This is a genomic window from Micromonospora sp. H61 (assembly GCF_018070325.1).
Classification (GTDB): Bacteria; Actinomycetota; Actinomycetes; order Mycobacteriales; family Micromonosporaceae; genus Micromonospora; species Micromonospora salmantinae.
Genome location: NZ_JAGPXY010000038.1, coordinates 1 through 13,928 on the forward strand (window position 1 = coordinate 1; position 13,928 = coordinate 13,928).

Genomic DNA, 13,928 nt, shown 5'->3' on the forward strand with positions numbered 1-13,928 from the left:
GATTACTCGGAGGTGGCCTCGGCGGCCGGTTTGGTGGGGGTGCTCGGGACGGTTCTGGTCCGGCTCCGGGGGGCGGGGGGCCGGACGGGCGGCTTCGCGGACCGCTTCGGCCAGCGCGACCAGGTCGTCAGTCGTGGGCGGCGGCGGCTCGAACTCGCCCTCGTGTCGGACGACGTCCCAGCCCCGCGGCGCGGTCAGGCTACGGGCGTGCGGCTCGCACAGGTCGTACGTGTGCGGCTCGGCGAACGCCGCCAGCGGCCCCACCACCGCTGTCGACTCGTTGTAGACATAGGTCAATGTGGCGACCGCTTGCCGGGGGCAGCCGTTACGGGAGCAGCGCCGTGGTGACCTCACGTGCGGCAGGGTATCTCCATTACCGGGTCCGGCGCATCGCTTCGCGTTGCGACACGCCCGTCATGGTGATCACACTCGACCGTCCTGGGCGCGCCGCGCCACGGGATCGGCGCTGCCGCTGGCCAGCCCGACGCGGGCGCTACCCTTTGCCTCATGACGAGCCCGGAACACCGCCGCCCCGGCTCCGGCCGGCGTGCGCATCGTGACCGGCACGGGCGCGGCCTGCGCGGGCGGCTGGTTCCGGCCACCGTCCCGCTGGCGCGGACCAAGGCCGAGGTCTTCGACGACCTGGTCCTGGACACCGTCGAGACGCTGGAGCGTCGGTTCGCCAAGGAGCTGGCCGGGGTCGAGTTCGCGGTCGAGGACGTCCCGCCGGACCTGAACGTCTACGACTCGGACGTGCTGGAGGACGGCGAGGTCCCGTTGGCCCGGCTGCTGCCCGGCCGCCCGGGCCGGCAGGAGGTGCCGCCGCGGATCGTGCTGTACCGGCGGCCCCTGGAGTTCCGGGCGATGGACCGTGAGGACCTCGCCGATCTCGTCCACGACGTGATCATCGAACAGGTGGCGAACCTTCTCGGAGTAGACCCGGACGAGCTCGCCTGAGCCCAACCCCCGAGCGGAGAGTCGGGCGGCCCCCACCGCCTCGACCTCGCACCGCTCAGGCTGCCCGCCGCTTCAACTTGCGCCGCTCCCGCTCGGAGAGCCCACCCCAGATGCCGAACCGCTCGTCGTGACCCAGTGCGTATTCGAGGCACTCGGTCTTGACCTCGCAACGCGAGCAGATCCGCTTCGCCTCGCGGGTCGAGCCGCCCTTCTCGGGAAAGAACGCCTCGGGGTCGGTCTGCGAGCACAACGCCCGCTCCTGCCACTCCGGCGCGTTTCCGAGCAGGTCGGCCACCTCAAGCTGGCCGTCCATCAAATGCCTCCTTGTCGCGCACCGGCGTCATCGCCGCTGCAACCCCCCACGCGAAAGGCGTGCTTGTCCGTCCGGTCCCGTTTTGTTGCGTTCCGTGCGAACAACCCCATTCAAATTACACGCGTGTAATGCGTGCGCCGTCAAGCCAAACTTGATAATGGAGTCGCCCTCCCGACACCCCCGGCCGGCCACTCGGGCCGTCCAGCCTCGCAACCTGCCCTATCGATTCAGACCCCGGCCGAGTAACGCCCTCTCCGGCGAGTTGCCCGACTTTTCTGCCGTGGCGCTTCTCCGACGAGTCGCCGACCGGACGGCACCAGAGACCTCCACCCCTAAGCTGATCTTGGTGGGGGACAGGTTAACGCGGTGCGGCGCAGACTGCCCGTCGAGCTGCGGACAGCACTCGCGCCCCGTCCACATTGTGGACGGGGCGCGGTGGTGAAACCGATGCGTCGAGGTCAGCCCGCGGCCCCGAAACCGCTGCTGGGCCAGGCGAACTCGGCTATCTCTCCACCATGGACGGGAATCGTGCCGGCGGGCGTACAGTCGTCCCACCAGACGGTATAAATTCCGCTCGGCAGATCGGGATAGACCGCACTGTGGAACGAGCCGTCCCGCACCCGACGCTCACGCACCGCCGAGTGGACCCGCCGGTCGTCGTCGCGACTGATCTCGATCTCCCTGCCGTGCAGATCCGGACCCGTGTAGACGATCAGGGCGCCGGTGTCACCGCCCAGATCGAGGACGACTGTCCCGGTCTCCGACGGCCCGTACGCATGCTCGTGCATCCGCTCGCCCCCGGCCCGATCAGGACGCCGCCGGCGGGTTGTTGAACCCGTCGTACGGCGTACCCAGGTAGGGGAAGTTTCCGAGGAACGGCGCGGTCACGTCGGCGGCGCTCAGCCCCGGGGTGACCGCGGCGGCCGCCGCGTCCGGTTGGAACGTCTTGTCGACCAGCGGGACGGTGACCCCGGCGATGGCCCGCAACGCGATGCTGAACACGTCGTCGCCGACCCGCCGCCCGTTCGGGAACCCGGCCAGGTCGCCACCGAGCACCCCGAACCGGTCCGGCCGCCTGGTGGGCGGGATCGCCGTGTTCAGTCGCAGCATGTCGGCCTGCACGTCGCCGGTGGCGTTGGTGAAGCCGTCGATCAGCCCGGCCGGCACGCCGGTGAGCAGGATCGCCACCAGATCAGCTCGGGCCTTCTTCGCCTTGGTGAGCTTGTCCAGGTTAGGGAAGACGTCCGGGTAGAGCGCCGGCAGCAACGCGGCCAGCTCCGGTTGCTCGACGAACTGGGCGAAGCGCTTGTCCTCCGACGGCGGCAGCGAGTTCCACAGGTCCTTCTTGGACATCGGCACGATGACCTCGTTGAACAGTGGATTGCCCAACCGCGAGACCTGGGTGAACGGGCCGGTGCTGGTGTCCGCCCCGCCCCGGTCGCCGAGCACCCGCACCTGCCGACGCGACGCCGACGTCCACACCCCGATCACCGACGCCCGATCGGCGGCACCGTACCGGTTGGCGCGTCGACGCACCCGCTCCAGCGGCACCTGCACCGCGATGCTGTGCACGTTCATCCGGTCGGTGGCGTTTACCGGCTCCCCCTCCGCCTTGAAGATCTTCTTCCCGGCGACGTGCAGTTGCTGGAACGGCCGCAGCGTGCCGAGGTCGAAGATCGCCCCGAGGTCCACGAAGAACCCGTCGGCGCGCTGCCCCGCGAAGACCCGCTCCCCCGTGGAGAGCGAGTAGGTGGCCTGCCGCACCAGGTCGGCGTACTTCGGGGTGGACAGCGGGCCGACGTTGCACGGCGGGCAGGGCAGCCTGTGCGCCAGCCGGTGCTCGCGGCCGTCGGCCACCCGGGTCAGGCTGTAGAACTGCCGCCGGTTCCAGTTCTTGCTGTCCAGCGAATCGATCGGACCGGTGTTGTAGAGAAAGCTGTTCGGGTTGGTGATCTCGGTGGTGAATTCGAACCGGTAGGTGACATCCGGACGACCGTCACCGTCGTTGTCGATATGGATCTCGTAGCGCACGTCGTCGCCGAACTCGAAGAAGTTCGGGCCCCCGGAGGGGAGCTGCAACGGCACGTAGTTGGCGATCAACGTGACAGTGTCGCGTTTGTCGGGGCTGACGAACGCGTACAGGTCGGAGCTGTCGGCGACCGGATCCTTGGCTATCTCCGGGGCCTCGCGGTGGGAAGACATGACGGACCAACCTCACTGGGCGGGGACAGGATGGCGGGGCGGAGGGTCGGGTCAGCGCCGGGCGGCGCGCCGCAGCCGGTCCGCCAGGCCGCGGTCGCGTACCTCGATGCGCGTCTCACCGACGAAGACGTCCATCGTTCCCGAGTTGGCGTCACGCAGGTGCACGACGATCGGTTCGTCGGCTCGTCCGGCCGCGCCGGGGGCGTTCTGCGCGGCCGACAGGCCCGGCACGGTGAGGGCGGCGGCACCAAGGGTGGCGCTGGCCGCGGCGGTCAACGTCTGCCGGCGGGTCAGTCGCGGCCACTGCCGCTTCCGCTGATCACTGGTCATGGGCAACCTTTCCGGCGGTGGCGCGAGCGCGCCCGCGGAGACGGACGGGTCCGGTGCCGTCTCGCGACGCCGCCGGGCCCCTGAGGGGACACCGGTGGCGGTCCTCGCCGCGACCGCCACCGGCATCGCGTGGTACGGCCGGTGGCGGGGAAAGGTTCGACGTCAGGGCCGGGCGTGACCGTACGCAGTCGACCGCTTGCGCGCCGGACGACCGGCGGCCGTCGCGATGGCCCGCAACTGCTCCTCGGTACGCGCAGAACCATTGTCGGAGCCGGCCATCCGGGAGATGGTCTCCTCCATCAGGGTGCCGCCGAGGTCGTTGCAGCCGCCCTGGAGCATCGCGACAGTGCCCTCGTCACCGAGCTTCACCCAGGAGCACTGGATGTTGTCGATCCGGCCGTGCAGCAGCAGCCGGGACATGGCGTGCACCACCCGGTTCTCCCGCCAGGTCGGCCCGGGTCGGGCGATACCCGCCAGATAGATCGGAGCATTCGTGTGCACGAACGGCAGCGCCACGAACTCGGTGAACCCGCCGGTGCGGTCCTGCACCCCGGCCAACACCCGGAAGTGCGCCAGCCACTGCCCGGGGTGGTCGACGTGGCCGTACATCATTGTGGAGCTGGACCGGATGCCCAGCTCATGGGCGGTGCTGACCACCTCGACCCAGGCGGCGGCCGGGAGTTTGCCCTTCGTCAGCACCCAGCGCACGTCGTCGTCGAGGATCTCGGCGGCGGTGCCCGGGATGGTGTCCAGCCCGGCTTCGCGCAGCTGGAGCAGCCACTCACGGACCGGCACCCCGGCCTTCGCGGCGGCGGTGACGATCTCCATGGGCGAGAACGCGTGCACGTGCATCTCGGGCACCCGGGCCTTGATCGCGCGCACGATGTCGGCGTACCCGGTGACCGGCATCTTCGGATCGATGCCGCCCTGCAGGCACACCTCGCTGGCACCGAGGGCCCATGCCTGCTCGGCCCGGTCCGCGACCTGCTCGACAGAGAGCCGGTACGCGTCGGCGTCCCGCTCACGCTGCGCGAACGCACAGAACCGGCAGCCCACGTAGCAGACGTTGCTGAAGTTGATGTTGCGGTTGACCACGTAGGTGACGTCGTCGCCGACCGCCGCGCGGCGCACATCGTCGGCGAGGCGGCACAACTCGTCGAGCGCCGGCCCGTCCGCGCCGAACAGCGCCAGCGCGGCATCGGTGTGCGCGGGGTCGAGCAGCGCCGCCGGGTCGTCGGCGGCGAGCCGCAGCCCGGCTGCCAGGTCACGGTCCGCACCACTCCCGGCCGGTGCCAGGGGTACGCCCGTCCGGCGGGCCGTCGCCTCCGGGGTGACCTTGCCAGCGACCTCGGCCCAGTCGCCGTAGACGCTGTCGAAGTCGCCGCGCCGGTCGTCGGTGCGACCGGTGGTGTCGATGGTGGCGTGCAGGTCGACCCGACCGCCGAACACCTCCTCCGGCTCCTGCCACGGTCGTCCCTGCGGCATCGCCGACTCGACCGCCATGCCCGTCGACGGATCGGCCAGGGCGCCGACGTGCGGCAGCAACCGCGGGTCGAGCCACGGGTCACCCGCGCGCACGTACTCCGGGTAGATCGTCAACCGCTCCCGCAGCGTGAACCCGGCCAGCTCGGTGTGCCGGGCCAACTCGTCGATCTGCGGCCAGGGGCGTTCCGGGTTGACGTGGTCGGGGGTGAGCGGGGAGACGCCACCCCAGTCGTCGATGCCGGCGCGCAGCAGCAGGTCGTACTCGCCGGCGATGAGGTTCGGCGGGGCCTGGATCCGGGCCTTCGGGCCGAGCAGCAGCCGGGCCACCGCCACAGTGGCGGCCAGGTCGTGCAGCTCCGCGTCGGGCATGCCGCGCATCGCCGTGTCCGGCTTGGCGCGGAAGTTCTGCACGATCACCTCCTGGAGGTGGCCGTACTCCCGGTGGGCGCGGCGGATCGCGAAGAGCGCGTCCACCCGCTCCGCCGGGGTCTCCCCGATGCCGATCAAAATGCCGGTGGTGAACGGCACCCCGACCCGGCCCGCGTCCTCGAGCACCCGCAACCGGACCGCCGGCTCCTTGTCCGGTGAGCCGAAGTGCGGGCCACCCGGCTCGGACCAGAGCCGCGTCGCTGTCGTCTCCAGCATCATGCCCATGCTCGGCGCGACCGGCTTGAGCCGTTGCAGCTCCGACCAGGACAGCACCCCAGGATTGAGGTGCGGCAGCAGGCCGGTCTCCTCCAGCACCGCCACCGCACAGGCGCGCAGATAGTCCAGGGTCGAGTCGTAACCGCGTTCGTCCAACCAGGTCCGGGCCGCCGGCCAACGTTCCTCCGGCCGGTCACCCAGGGTGAACAGCGCCTCCTTGCAGCCCTGCGCGGCACCGGCCCGGGCGATCGCGAGGACCTCGTCACGGTCCAGGAACGGCGCCGGCAACCGGTGCGGCACTGTCGCGAAGGTGCAGTAGTGGCAGCGGTCCCGGCAGAGCCGGGTCAGCGGAATGAAGACCTTCTTGGAGTACGTGACCACACCCGGCCGCCCGGCGTCCCGCAGCCCGGCGTCGCGGATTCCTCCGGCGAGCCGCAGCAACTCGTCGAGCGCGTCGCCATGAGCGGACAGCAGCGCCGTCGCCTCGTCGACATCCAGCGCCCGCCCGTTCCCGGCCCGGCCCAGGGCCCGCCGCACGCTCGCATCGCTCGGGCCGGAGTGGGTGCGATCAACCATCCACTCACCTTATGCGCAGCCCGAGCCTGTCCCACCGCGCCCAGCCCGCACCGTGGGAAACGGCACCCCCGGCCGCCCTCCCGGTTGCCTCCCGGCCGCCCTCCCGGTTGATCATGAAGTTATTGCCGCGACACGCCGCGTGATCGGGCAATAACTTCATGATCGACGAGGGTCCGTCGGGGCCCGACGGGGTTGGGGACTCAGCGGGGCTGGTCGGGGTGGTCGTTGGGCTTGATGTGTTGGGTCCGGTCGGTGTCCGGATCGGCCGGGTGGGAAATGACCTCGGTCGGGTCCGCGGACTGGCGCGGGATCGCCTGAGTCGGGTCGGCCGACGGCGGCTGCCCGAACGGCGGCGGCGCGGCCGGGGACGGCGGCGCCGACTGGGGGGCGGGGTTCGCCGGCGGCGCGGACTGCGGTGCCTGGAACGGCGGCGCGGACTGCGGGTGCGGCGGGGCCGACTGCGGGTGCGGCGGGGCCGACTGCGGGAACGGCGGGGCCGACTGCGGGGACTGGAACGGCGGCGACTGCTGGCCGTACTGGCCGGCCTGCGGGTAACCGCCCGGCTGACCCGCCTGCGGGTAGCCGCCAGGCTGGCCGGGGGCGGGCCATCCGCCCTGCGGCTGGCCGCCGGGCTGACCCGGGGCCGGCCAACCGCCCTGCTGCTGCGGCCAGCCCGGCTGGGGCTGCCCGTAGACGCCCGGCTGCGGCTTGGGTCGCGGCACGTAGTAGTGGGCGCGCCAGATGGTGTAGACCACCCAGGCGGCGATCGCGAAGATCACCATCCAGGCGAACCGGGTGAGCACACCGAGCAGCGCGTCGAGCACCTCGGCCTCGGCCAGCCGGCCCACCGTCCAGATCAGCATGGTCAGCGTGCCGAACAGGGCGCTGACCGCGTACTCGACGACAGCTGCCTGCGTGATCAGTTTCGCCTTCGCCAACACCGGCGAGATGTGCGTGGCCAGCAGCACCGCCAGCAGCGGGAGGCCCACCGCCTCCACCCCGACGAACGCGTAGAAGGCGCTACCCGCGCGGTCGGTGAAGGAGCTGTAGTCGTTCGGGGCGATGAGCCGGAGCAGGCCCACGAAGAGGAACACGGCGTTGGCGCCAAGCAGCGCGAGCGCGGCGAGCTCCCGTAGCGGCTTGGTCAGCTGGCGGGCCTGCGTCGCGTCGGCGGACGCGGGCTCGGCGGGGCTGGTCACGAGTTCCCCCTCGGGGCATCAACGGACAGGGTGCACGTGAGCCTAGTCTCGCGGGCCACCCACGGATCGGAGGCGTCACGTGCGCGAGGATGGTCGACATGCGCATCGTGGTTCTGGCCGGCGGCATCGGCGGCGCCCGGTTCCTGCTCGGGGTCCGGGCGTACGCCCGTGACGTCGGCGCGGAGGTGACCGCCGTTGTCAACGTCGGCGACGACCTGTGGTTACACGGGTTGAAGATCTGCCCCGACCTGGACAGCGTCATGTACACCCTCGGCGGGGGCGCCGACCCGGAACGAGGCTGGGGTCGGGTCGGCGAGAGCTGGACCGTCAAACAGGAGTTGGCCGCGTACGGGGCGGAGCCGACCTGGTTCGGCCTCGGCGACAAGGACATCGCCACCCACCTGGTCCGCAGCACCATGCTCAACGGCGGTTACCCGTTGAGCGCGGTCACCGAGGCGCTGGCCAGCCGCTGGGAGCCGGGCGTACGCCTGTTGCCGGCGACTGACGACCGCCTGGAGACCCATGCCGTGGTGGAGGACGACCAGGGCCAGCGGGCGATCCACTTCCAGGAGTGGTGGGTACGGTACCGAGCGGACATTTCCACGCACCGTTTCGTGTTCGTCGGCGCGGAGACGGCGAAGCCGGCCCCCGGGGTGCTGGACGCGATCGCCTCGGCCGACCTGGTGCTGATCGCGCCGAGCAACCCGGTGGTGAGCGTCGCGCCGGTGCTGGCCGTACCGGGGCTGCGTGCGGCGGTGGCGGACGGCCCGGCGCCGGTGGTGGGTGTCTCCCCGATCATCGGCGGCGCGCCGGTGCGGGGGATGGCCGACCGTTGTCTGGCCGTGCTCGGTGTGGAGTGCAGCGCGGCGGGGGTGGGTCGGCTCTACGGCGGCCGGGCGAGCGGCGGCCTGCTCGACGGTTGGCTGGTGGCCGAGGAGGACGCGGGCACTGTGGTGCCTGAGGTGACGGTCCGCGCGGTGCCGCTGCGGATGACCGACGAGGCGGCGACGGCGGCCATGGTCCGCGCCGCGGTGGAGTTGACGTGAGGCTGGAGATTCTGCCGGTGCTCGGCATCGGTCACGTGACCGAGGGTGACGACCTGGCTGCGGTGATCGCTACCGCCGCGCCGTGGCTGCGCAACGGCGACGTGCTGGTGGTGACCAGCAAGATCGTTTCCAAGGCGGAGGGGCGGCTCGTCGACGTGCCGGCGGACGGGCCGGAACGGCTGGCCGCCCGGGACGAGGTCCTGGCCGGTGAGACCGCCCGGGTGGTGGCCAGCCGGGGGGCGACCCGGATCGTGCAGACCCACCACGGCTTCGTGATGGCCTCGGCGGGGATCGACGCGTCGAACGTGGACAAGACCCAACTGGTGCTGCTGCCGGTCGACCCGGACGCCTCGGCGCGAGCGCTGCGGGACGCGCTGCGGGAGCGCTACGACCTGGACCTGGCCGTGATCATCAGCGACACGATGGGCCGGCCCTGGCGCAACGGGCTCACCGACGTGGCGCTCGGGGTGGCCGGGATGCCGGCCATCCGCGACCACCGGGGCGAGGTCGACCCGTACGGCAACGAGTTGCAGTTGACCCAGATGGCAGTTGTGGACGAGTTGGCGGGTGCCGGCGAACTGATCAAGGGCAAGTGCGATCAGGTGCCCGTCGCTGTGGTGCGGGGCTACCTGCCGGCCACCAGTCCGGACGACGCCGGTGGCGCACGGGCGCTGATCCGCGACGCGGCACAGGACCTGTTCTCGCTCGGTACCGCCGAGGCACGCGCCGCCGGGCTCTCCGACGCCGCCACCCTGACCGACGGTCCCGGCCCGACACCGGCCGACCTGACCGCGGTGCGACGGGCGATCGACGCGGTCGCCGGGGTGGTCGCCCCCGGCACTGTCTTCACAGTGGTCGACGAGGCCGAGGTACGCGCCGGTCTGGTCGCCGAGATGCCCGGGTGGCCGGACGGCGCCGACCTGCTGCTCGGCTCGGCCCCGACGCCCATCGAGCCGATGGGTCTGGTCCGCTTCGGTGCCGACCTGCACCGGCTGCGCGTCGCCCTGGCCGCCCAGGGCGTCGGGTCGACACTGTTGCCGCCACCGCCCGGCAGCCCGGCGAACGCCGCGCTCGCCCTGTAGGACCGCTTCCGGCCGGCGCGAACGGCCGGGTCACGCGTCCAGCATGGCCCGGCCCAGCGGGGTCAACGTGTGCAGCACGCTGTTGCGTTCGCGGTGGCTGACCAGCAGACCAGCGTTGCGCAGCACCGTGGCGTGCTGGCTCGCCGCCGCCGGTGAGATGTTGAGCTGGCGGGCGACCTCGCCGGTGGTGCAGCCCTCGTCGCTGGCCTGCAACACCGCCGCCCTGGTGCGGCCCAGCAGCGCGGCGAGTGATTCGCGGGCGGCACCGGACGCGGCGCTGGCGTCGGCGGAGACCAGCGCGCCCAGCCGGTCCACCGGGTAGACCAGCACCGGTGGCAGCGCCGGGTCGAGCAGTGCGACAGGGGTGGTCGCGCAGAAGAACGACGGCACCAGAAGCAGCCCACGGCCGTCCAGGTGCAGCTCCCGGCTGTGCGGGTAGCTGTGGATCTCCAGCACCCCGCTCTCCCAGCGCATCGCCGGCCGGAGGCTGGTGAGCAGGCCCTCGACGCCGCCGTCGAGCAGCGCCCGCGCCCGCCGCGTGCGGTCCGCCGCGACCGCGGCCTGGATCCGGCTCCAGTACGGGCTGATCGCCACCGACCGGTACTGCTCCATCGACTCGGCCAGGTGGTGCAGCGCCGACACCTCACCGCGAGCGAGCGCTGCCGCCGAGGAGGGCAGCTGATTCTCCGCGGCCAGCACGCTCAGGTCCCGGTGCAGCAACTCGGCGGGGGTACGGCGGAGCGCGTCCAGCCCGGCCTCGAAGCCCTCGACGCTGGCGTACGGGGTGAGGAAGTCGGGGAAGTAGCCACGCGGTGGGTTCAACGCGAAGAGCAGGCGGAGCTGCTCGGAGGCCGAGTCCTGGCGCAGGTCCCGGGCCACGCTGCGCCGCCAGTTGGCAGTCAGCGGATCGCGGGTGCGGCCGCGCAGCACGTGCAGGCTGAGGACCAGCTCCCAGACCGGGTCCGCCGCCGGCGCCACCCGGGTCCGGAGGATGTCCTCCCCAGAAAAGTGGATCTTCAGCATGGAGCGCTCCTGTGTCGCCGGCAGGGGGATGCCGGATGACCGTTCGACTCTACCTGGCCGGCAGTAATCTCCATCTTTAAGCCTGGACTGAAAAACCTCGACGCCTCCGGGGCCGGTTCGGCATGCTTCCCATGCCCGAACACGGCGCCGCGCGTCCATGACGCCCGTGCTGCCGGGGCACCGGGACCGGGGAGGCCCCGGTGATCGGACGGCACCACGAGGGTCTGCGGCCCTTGCTCCGCAGAGGTGCCGTCCGGTCATCCCGGTCCCGCGCCGACTCAGCCGACCCAGAGCGCGACCCGATGGTCCTCGTCCGTGACGTAGAACGACCGTCCGTCCAGCTCCGCCACCCCCTCGACGTGGTGGAACGGGGCCAGGTCCGCCACCTGCTCCCCGACGAGCCGCCGCCCGTCGCCCGCCTCGCCACCGGTGAGCCGGAAGCGAACGTGTCGGGAGGTGACCTCACCCCCACCCGGGTGGTCGTCGAGCAGGACCGACCCCTTGCCCAACGCGTCGATCGAGCCGATCACGGCCGCGTACCCGCCGTCCACCGTCGGGGTGATCGCGCGGAAGCCGGTCAGCTGCCCCGGCGGAGTGACACCTGTCAACACGTACGCGCCCAAGGCCCGCGGCCACGCCCGCTCGGCAGTGAACATGCCCGGCACACCGGCCACCTCGACCAGGATCGGCTCACCGGCGTCGGTGACCGGAAAACGCAGCCCGAGCAGCACCGTCCCGGCCGGGGTGAACGCCGCCGCCTCCACGTTCAACGGCAGGTCGTCCGGGGCCAACCGGCTCACCCAGCTCTTCTCCCGGACGGTCCCCCGGGCCAGCGTCTCCACGATGAACCGCTCCCGCACCCGCTCCCCCGCCGGCAGGAGGGTCAGCGGCGCCGCGGCTAGAGCATCGTTCACCGCTCGGTGCAGTCGAAACGAGTTGCGTACCACGTGCACCGGTAGCGGCCCGGCCGCCGCGTCGTCCTCACGGAACCGGGCCACGAAGGCGCGCCGAGGTCGCAGCGGGCCAGCCTTCGAGCCGAAGTGGGAGCCGAACACGTACACCCAGCCGTCGTGGTGGGCGAGCGCCTCACCGTCCTCGGTCCGCCCGTTCTCCACACCGGCATCCGCGCGCACGTGCAGTGCCGTCCACTCCCCGTCGTCGCGCTCCAGCAGCAACGCGAGGCAGCGCTCCACCGGCCCCTCGTCCAGCACGGTCCAGAAACCCCGCCGGGCAGCGTACGCGCGCAGCAGCGCCGCCGACCGCACCGGCAGCAGATCGCTGGCCTCGTTGCCGGCCACCACGAATTCGACGAGTCGCACTGTCACCGTGCCAGCGTACGGAGCACACGCTCGTACAGTGGCGGGGTGCCCGACACCGTGATCACCGGCCCGACCGCCCAGACGACCGGCCCCGAGGCGTACGCCGCGTTGCATGCCGACGCCACCGCGTTGCTGGAGGGCTGGCAGCCCACCAGCCCGGGCGCTGCCAACGCGCGGGACCGGACCCTCACCTTGCTCGCCGCCGGTCCGATCGCGATGAGCCGGCAGCACCGACCGGGGCACGTCACCGCCAGCGCGTTGGTGCTGGACGCCACCGGCTCGCGGGTGCTGCTCTGCCTGCACGTCAAGTTCGGGTGGTGGGTGCAGCTCGGCGGGCACTGTGAGCCGGTCGACCAGACCCTGGTCGCCGCCGCCCTCCGCGAGGCCACCGAGGAGTCCGGAATCGCCGGCCTGCGCATCGACCCGGTGCCGATCGACGTGGACGTGCACCCGGTGCAGTGTCAGGGCGGGTCCGCGCACCACGACGTACGGTTCGCCGTGCTCGCCCCGCCGGCGGCGGTGGAGCATGTCAGCGACGAGGCCGAGGCGCTGGGCTGGTTCCCACCGGACCAGCTGCCCGAACCACTGGCCGGCGGGACCGCGCAACAGGTCGCGCCGGCACTGGCAGCCCTCAGACGTAGCCCTCTTCGCCTCGCTCCTTGAGCTCGTCGACCAGGGCCTTGACGTCCTGCGCCCGGTCGCGCGGGCAGACCAGCACCGCGTCCGGGGTGTCCACCACGATCAGGTCGCGCAGACCGAGCACGGCCACCAGCCGACCCGACTGCGGGACGACCACGAGGTTGCTGCTGTCCCGCAGCAGCACGCCCGGCTTGGCCTCCGTGCCGAGCACCACGTTGCCCGCGTCGTCGGCCGGCAGCACGTCGCCCAGGGTGTGGAAGTCACCGACGTCGTTCCAGCCGAAGTCGCCCGGCACCGTCGCGACCCGACCCGCCGTGGCCGCGCCCTCCATCACCGCGTAGTCGACGGAGATCTTCGGCAGGGTCGGCCAGATCGCGCCCAGGACGTCGTCCTGCTCCGGGGTGCCCCAGGCGGCGGCGATCGCGGCGACGCCGGCGTGCAGTGCCGGCTGCTGGCGGGCCAGCTCGGCGAGGAAGACGTCCACCCGCCACACGAACATGCTCGCGTTCCACAGGTGCCGGCCCGAACTGACGTACGCCTCGGCGACCTCGGCTGCCGGCTTCTCCTTGAACTCGGCCACCGGCCGCCACGGCACACCCTCGGTCGGATCGCCGGTCTCCAGGTAGCCGTAGCCGGTCTCCGCACGGGTCGGAGTGATCCCGACGGTCATCAGCATGCCCTGCTCTGCCCCGCGGACCGCCTCCTGGACCGTGCAGACCCAGCTGTCCGGGTCGCGGATCAGGTGGTCGGCCGCGAAGCTGCCCATCACCGCGTTCGGGTCACGCGTCGCGATCACCGCGGCGGCCAACGCGATCGCCGCGCAGGAATCCCGGGGAGAGGGCTCGACCAGGATGTTCTCCTCCGGCAGCACTGTCAGCTGCCGTGCCACCGCCGCGACGTGCGCGGCACCGGTGACCACAAGGGTCCGGTCCGGTGTGGTCAGCGGCGCGAGCCGTTCGACTGTCGCCTGGAGCAGTGAGGCGCTGGTGCCGGTCAGCGGGTGGAGGAACTTGGGATGACCGGCGCGGGACAACGGCCACAACCTCGTGCCACTGCCACCTGCCGGAATGACCGCATAGAGCATCCGCACATCATGCCCGACGTACCTGCCC

Annotated in this window: 14 protein-coding genes; 4 read left to right on the top strand and 10 right to left on the bottom strand. The window is 71.9% G+C overall.

Translation table 11 applies throughout. The annotated features are described in order from the left end of the window. Positions 1–354 (bottom strand): DUF3499 domain-containing protein (locus KBX08_RS19410; RefSeq protein WP_210784884.1); only part of this gene is annotated, 354 nt, incomplete at its 3' end. 153 nt (positions 355–507) lie between these two features. On the opposite strand from KBX08_RS19410, the gene KBX08_RS19415 reads away from it, so the two are divergent. After that, on the top strand, positions 508–957 hold the full coding sequence (locus KBX08_RS19415; RefSeq protein WP_074316962.1) for a metallopeptidase family protein: 450 nt from the start codon (positions 508–510) through the stop codon (positions 955–957). Positions 958–1,012: 55 nt separating this feature from the next. Here the strand turns inward: KBX08_RS19415 and KBX08_RS19420 are convergent, their stop codons facing one another. From KBX08_RS19420 to KBX08_RS19445, 6 genes are all read right to left on the bottom strand, one after another. Beyond that, positions 1,013–1,270: a WhiB family transcriptional regulator gene (locus tag KBX08_RS19420; RefSeq protein WP_007455784.1), complete on the bottom strand. Its 258-nt coding sequence runs from the start codon at positions 1,268–1,270 to the stop codon at positions 1,013–1,015. 458 nt (positions 1,271–1,728) lie between these two features. Further along, entirely contained in the window at positions 1,729–2,058 is a 330-nt protein-coding gene (locus KBX08_RS19425) for a phospholipase (protein WP_210784885.1), read from the bottom strand. Between the two features lie 19 nt (positions 2,059–2,077). Further along, positions 2,078–3,472 carry a DUF4331 domain-containing protein gene (locus KBX08_RS19430; protein WP_210784886.1) on the bottom strand — a complete coding sequence of 465 codons (1,395 nt, stop codon included), beginning with the start codon at positions 3,470–3,472 and terminating at the stop codon, positions 2,078–2,080. A gap of 51 nt (positions 3,473–3,523) precedes the next feature. Next, positions 3,524–3,802, bottom strand: coding sequence for a hypothetical protein (locus tag KBX08_RS19435; protein WP_210784887.1), 279 nt, complete (start codon positions 3,800–3,802; stop codon positions 3,524–3,526). A gap of 162 nt (positions 3,803–3,964) precedes the next feature. Further along, positions 3,965–6,508 carry a bifunctional FO biosynthesis protein CofGH gene (locus KBX08_RS19440; protein WP_210784888.1) on the bottom strand — a complete coding sequence of 848 codons (2,544 nt, stop codon included), beginning with the start codon at positions 6,506–6,508 and terminating at the stop codon, positions 3,965–3,967. Between the two features lie 200 nt (positions 6,509–6,708). Continuing rightward, the gene (locus KBX08_RS19445; protein ID WP_210784889.1) at positions 6,709–7,707 is read right to left on the bottom strand and encodes a hypothetical protein; all 999 of its coding nucleotides are present in this window, start codon (positions 7,705–7,707) and stop codon (positions 6,709–6,711) included. Between the two features lie 98 nt (positions 7,708–7,805). On the opposite strand from KBX08_RS19445, the gene cofD reads away from it, so the two are divergent. Together cofD and KBX08_RS19455 are read left to right on the top strand one after the other, a co-directional pair. Continuing rightward, positions 7,806–8,753, top strand: a complete 948-nt coding sequence (gene cofD, locus KBX08_RS19450; protein WP_210784890.1) for a 2-phospho-L-lactate transferase — start codon at positions 7,806–7,808, stop codon at positions 8,751–8,753. Continuing rightward, positions 8,750–9,835: a coenzyme F420-0:L-glutamate ligase gene (locus tag KBX08_RS19455; protein ID WP_210784891.1), complete on the top strand. Its 1,086-nt coding sequence runs from the start codon at positions 8,750–8,752 to the stop codon at positions 9,833–9,835. The genes cofD and KBX08_RS19455 overlap by 4 nt, the downstream gene beginning before the upstream one ends. A gap of 30 nt (positions 9,836–9,865) precedes the next feature. Here KBX08_RS19455 and KBX08_RS19460 read toward each other — a convergent pair whose 3' ends face one another. Both KBX08_RS19460 and KBX08_RS19465 read right to left on the bottom strand, forming a co-directional pair. Next, a complete protein-coding gene (locus tag KBX08_RS19460) occupies positions 9,866–10,858 on the bottom strand; it encodes a helix-turn-helix transcriptional regulator (protein WP_210784892.1) in 993 nt (330 codons plus the stop codon). A 278-nt stretch (positions 10,859–11,136) separates the two neighbouring features. Next, positions 11,137–12,183, bottom strand: a complete 1,047-nt coding sequence (locus tag KBX08_RS19465; protein ID WP_210784893.1) for a hypothetical protein — start codon at positions 12,181–12,183, stop codon at positions 11,137–11,139. Positions 12,184–12,222: 39 nt separating this feature from the next. Here KBX08_RS19465 and KBX08_RS19470 point away from each other — a divergent pair, with 39 nt between their 5' ends. Then, positions 12,223–12,840, top strand: a complete 618-nt coding sequence (locus KBX08_RS19470; protein WP_210784894.1) for an NUDIX hydrolase — start codon at positions 12,223–12,225, stop codon at positions 12,838–12,840. On the opposite strand, the gene KBX08_RS19475 is transcribed toward KBX08_RS19470, so the two are convergent. After that, positions 12,809–13,900 carry a mannose-1-phosphate guanylyltransferase gene (locus KBX08_RS19475; RefSeq protein WP_210784895.1) on the bottom strand — a complete coding sequence of 364 codons (1,092 nt, stop codon included), beginning with the start codon at positions 13,898–13,900 and terminating at the stop codon, positions 12,809–12,811. The two genes, KBX08_RS19470 and KBX08_RS19475, sit on opposite strands and share 32 nt — an antisense overlap. Between the last annotated feature and the right edge of the window lie 28 nt (positions 13,901–13,928).

Coding starts and splice junctions, on each gene's coding strand:
- cofD (WP_210784890.1), top strand. CDS start 7,806: ATGCGCATCGTGGTTCTGGCCGGCGGCATCGGCGGCGCCCGGTTCCTG.
- KBX08_RS19415 (WP_074316962.1), top strand. CDS start 508: ATGACGAGCCCGGAACACCGCCGCCCCGGCTCCGGCCGGCGTGCGCAT.
- KBX08_RS19440 (WP_210784888.1), bottom strand. CDS start 6,508: ATGGTTGATCGCACCCACTCCGGCCCGAGCGATGCGAGCGTGCGGCGG.
- KBX08_RS19460 (WP_210784892.1), bottom strand. CDS start 10,858: ATGCTGAAGATCCACTTTTCTGGGGAGGACATCCTCCGGACCCGGGTG.
- KBX08_RS19435 (WP_210784887.1), bottom strand. CDS start 3,802: ATGACCAGTGATCAGCGGAAGCGGCAGTGGCCGCGACTGACCCGCCGG.
- KBX08_RS19430 (WP_210784886.1), bottom strand. CDS start 3,472: ATGTCTTCCCACCGCGAGGCCCCGGAGATAGCCAAGGATCCGGTCGCC.
- KBX08_RS19425 (WP_210784885.1), bottom strand. CDS start 2,058: ATGCACGAGCATGCGTACGGGCCGTCGGAGACCGGGACAGTCGTCCTC.
- KBX08_RS19420 (WP_007455784.1), bottom strand. CDS start 1,270: ATGGACGGCCAGCTTGAGGTGGCCGACCTGCTCGGAAACGCGCCGGAG.
- KBX08_RS19475 (WP_210784895.1), bottom strand. CDS start 13,900: ATGCTCTATGCGGTCATTCCGGCAGGTGGCAGTGGCACGAGGTTGTGG.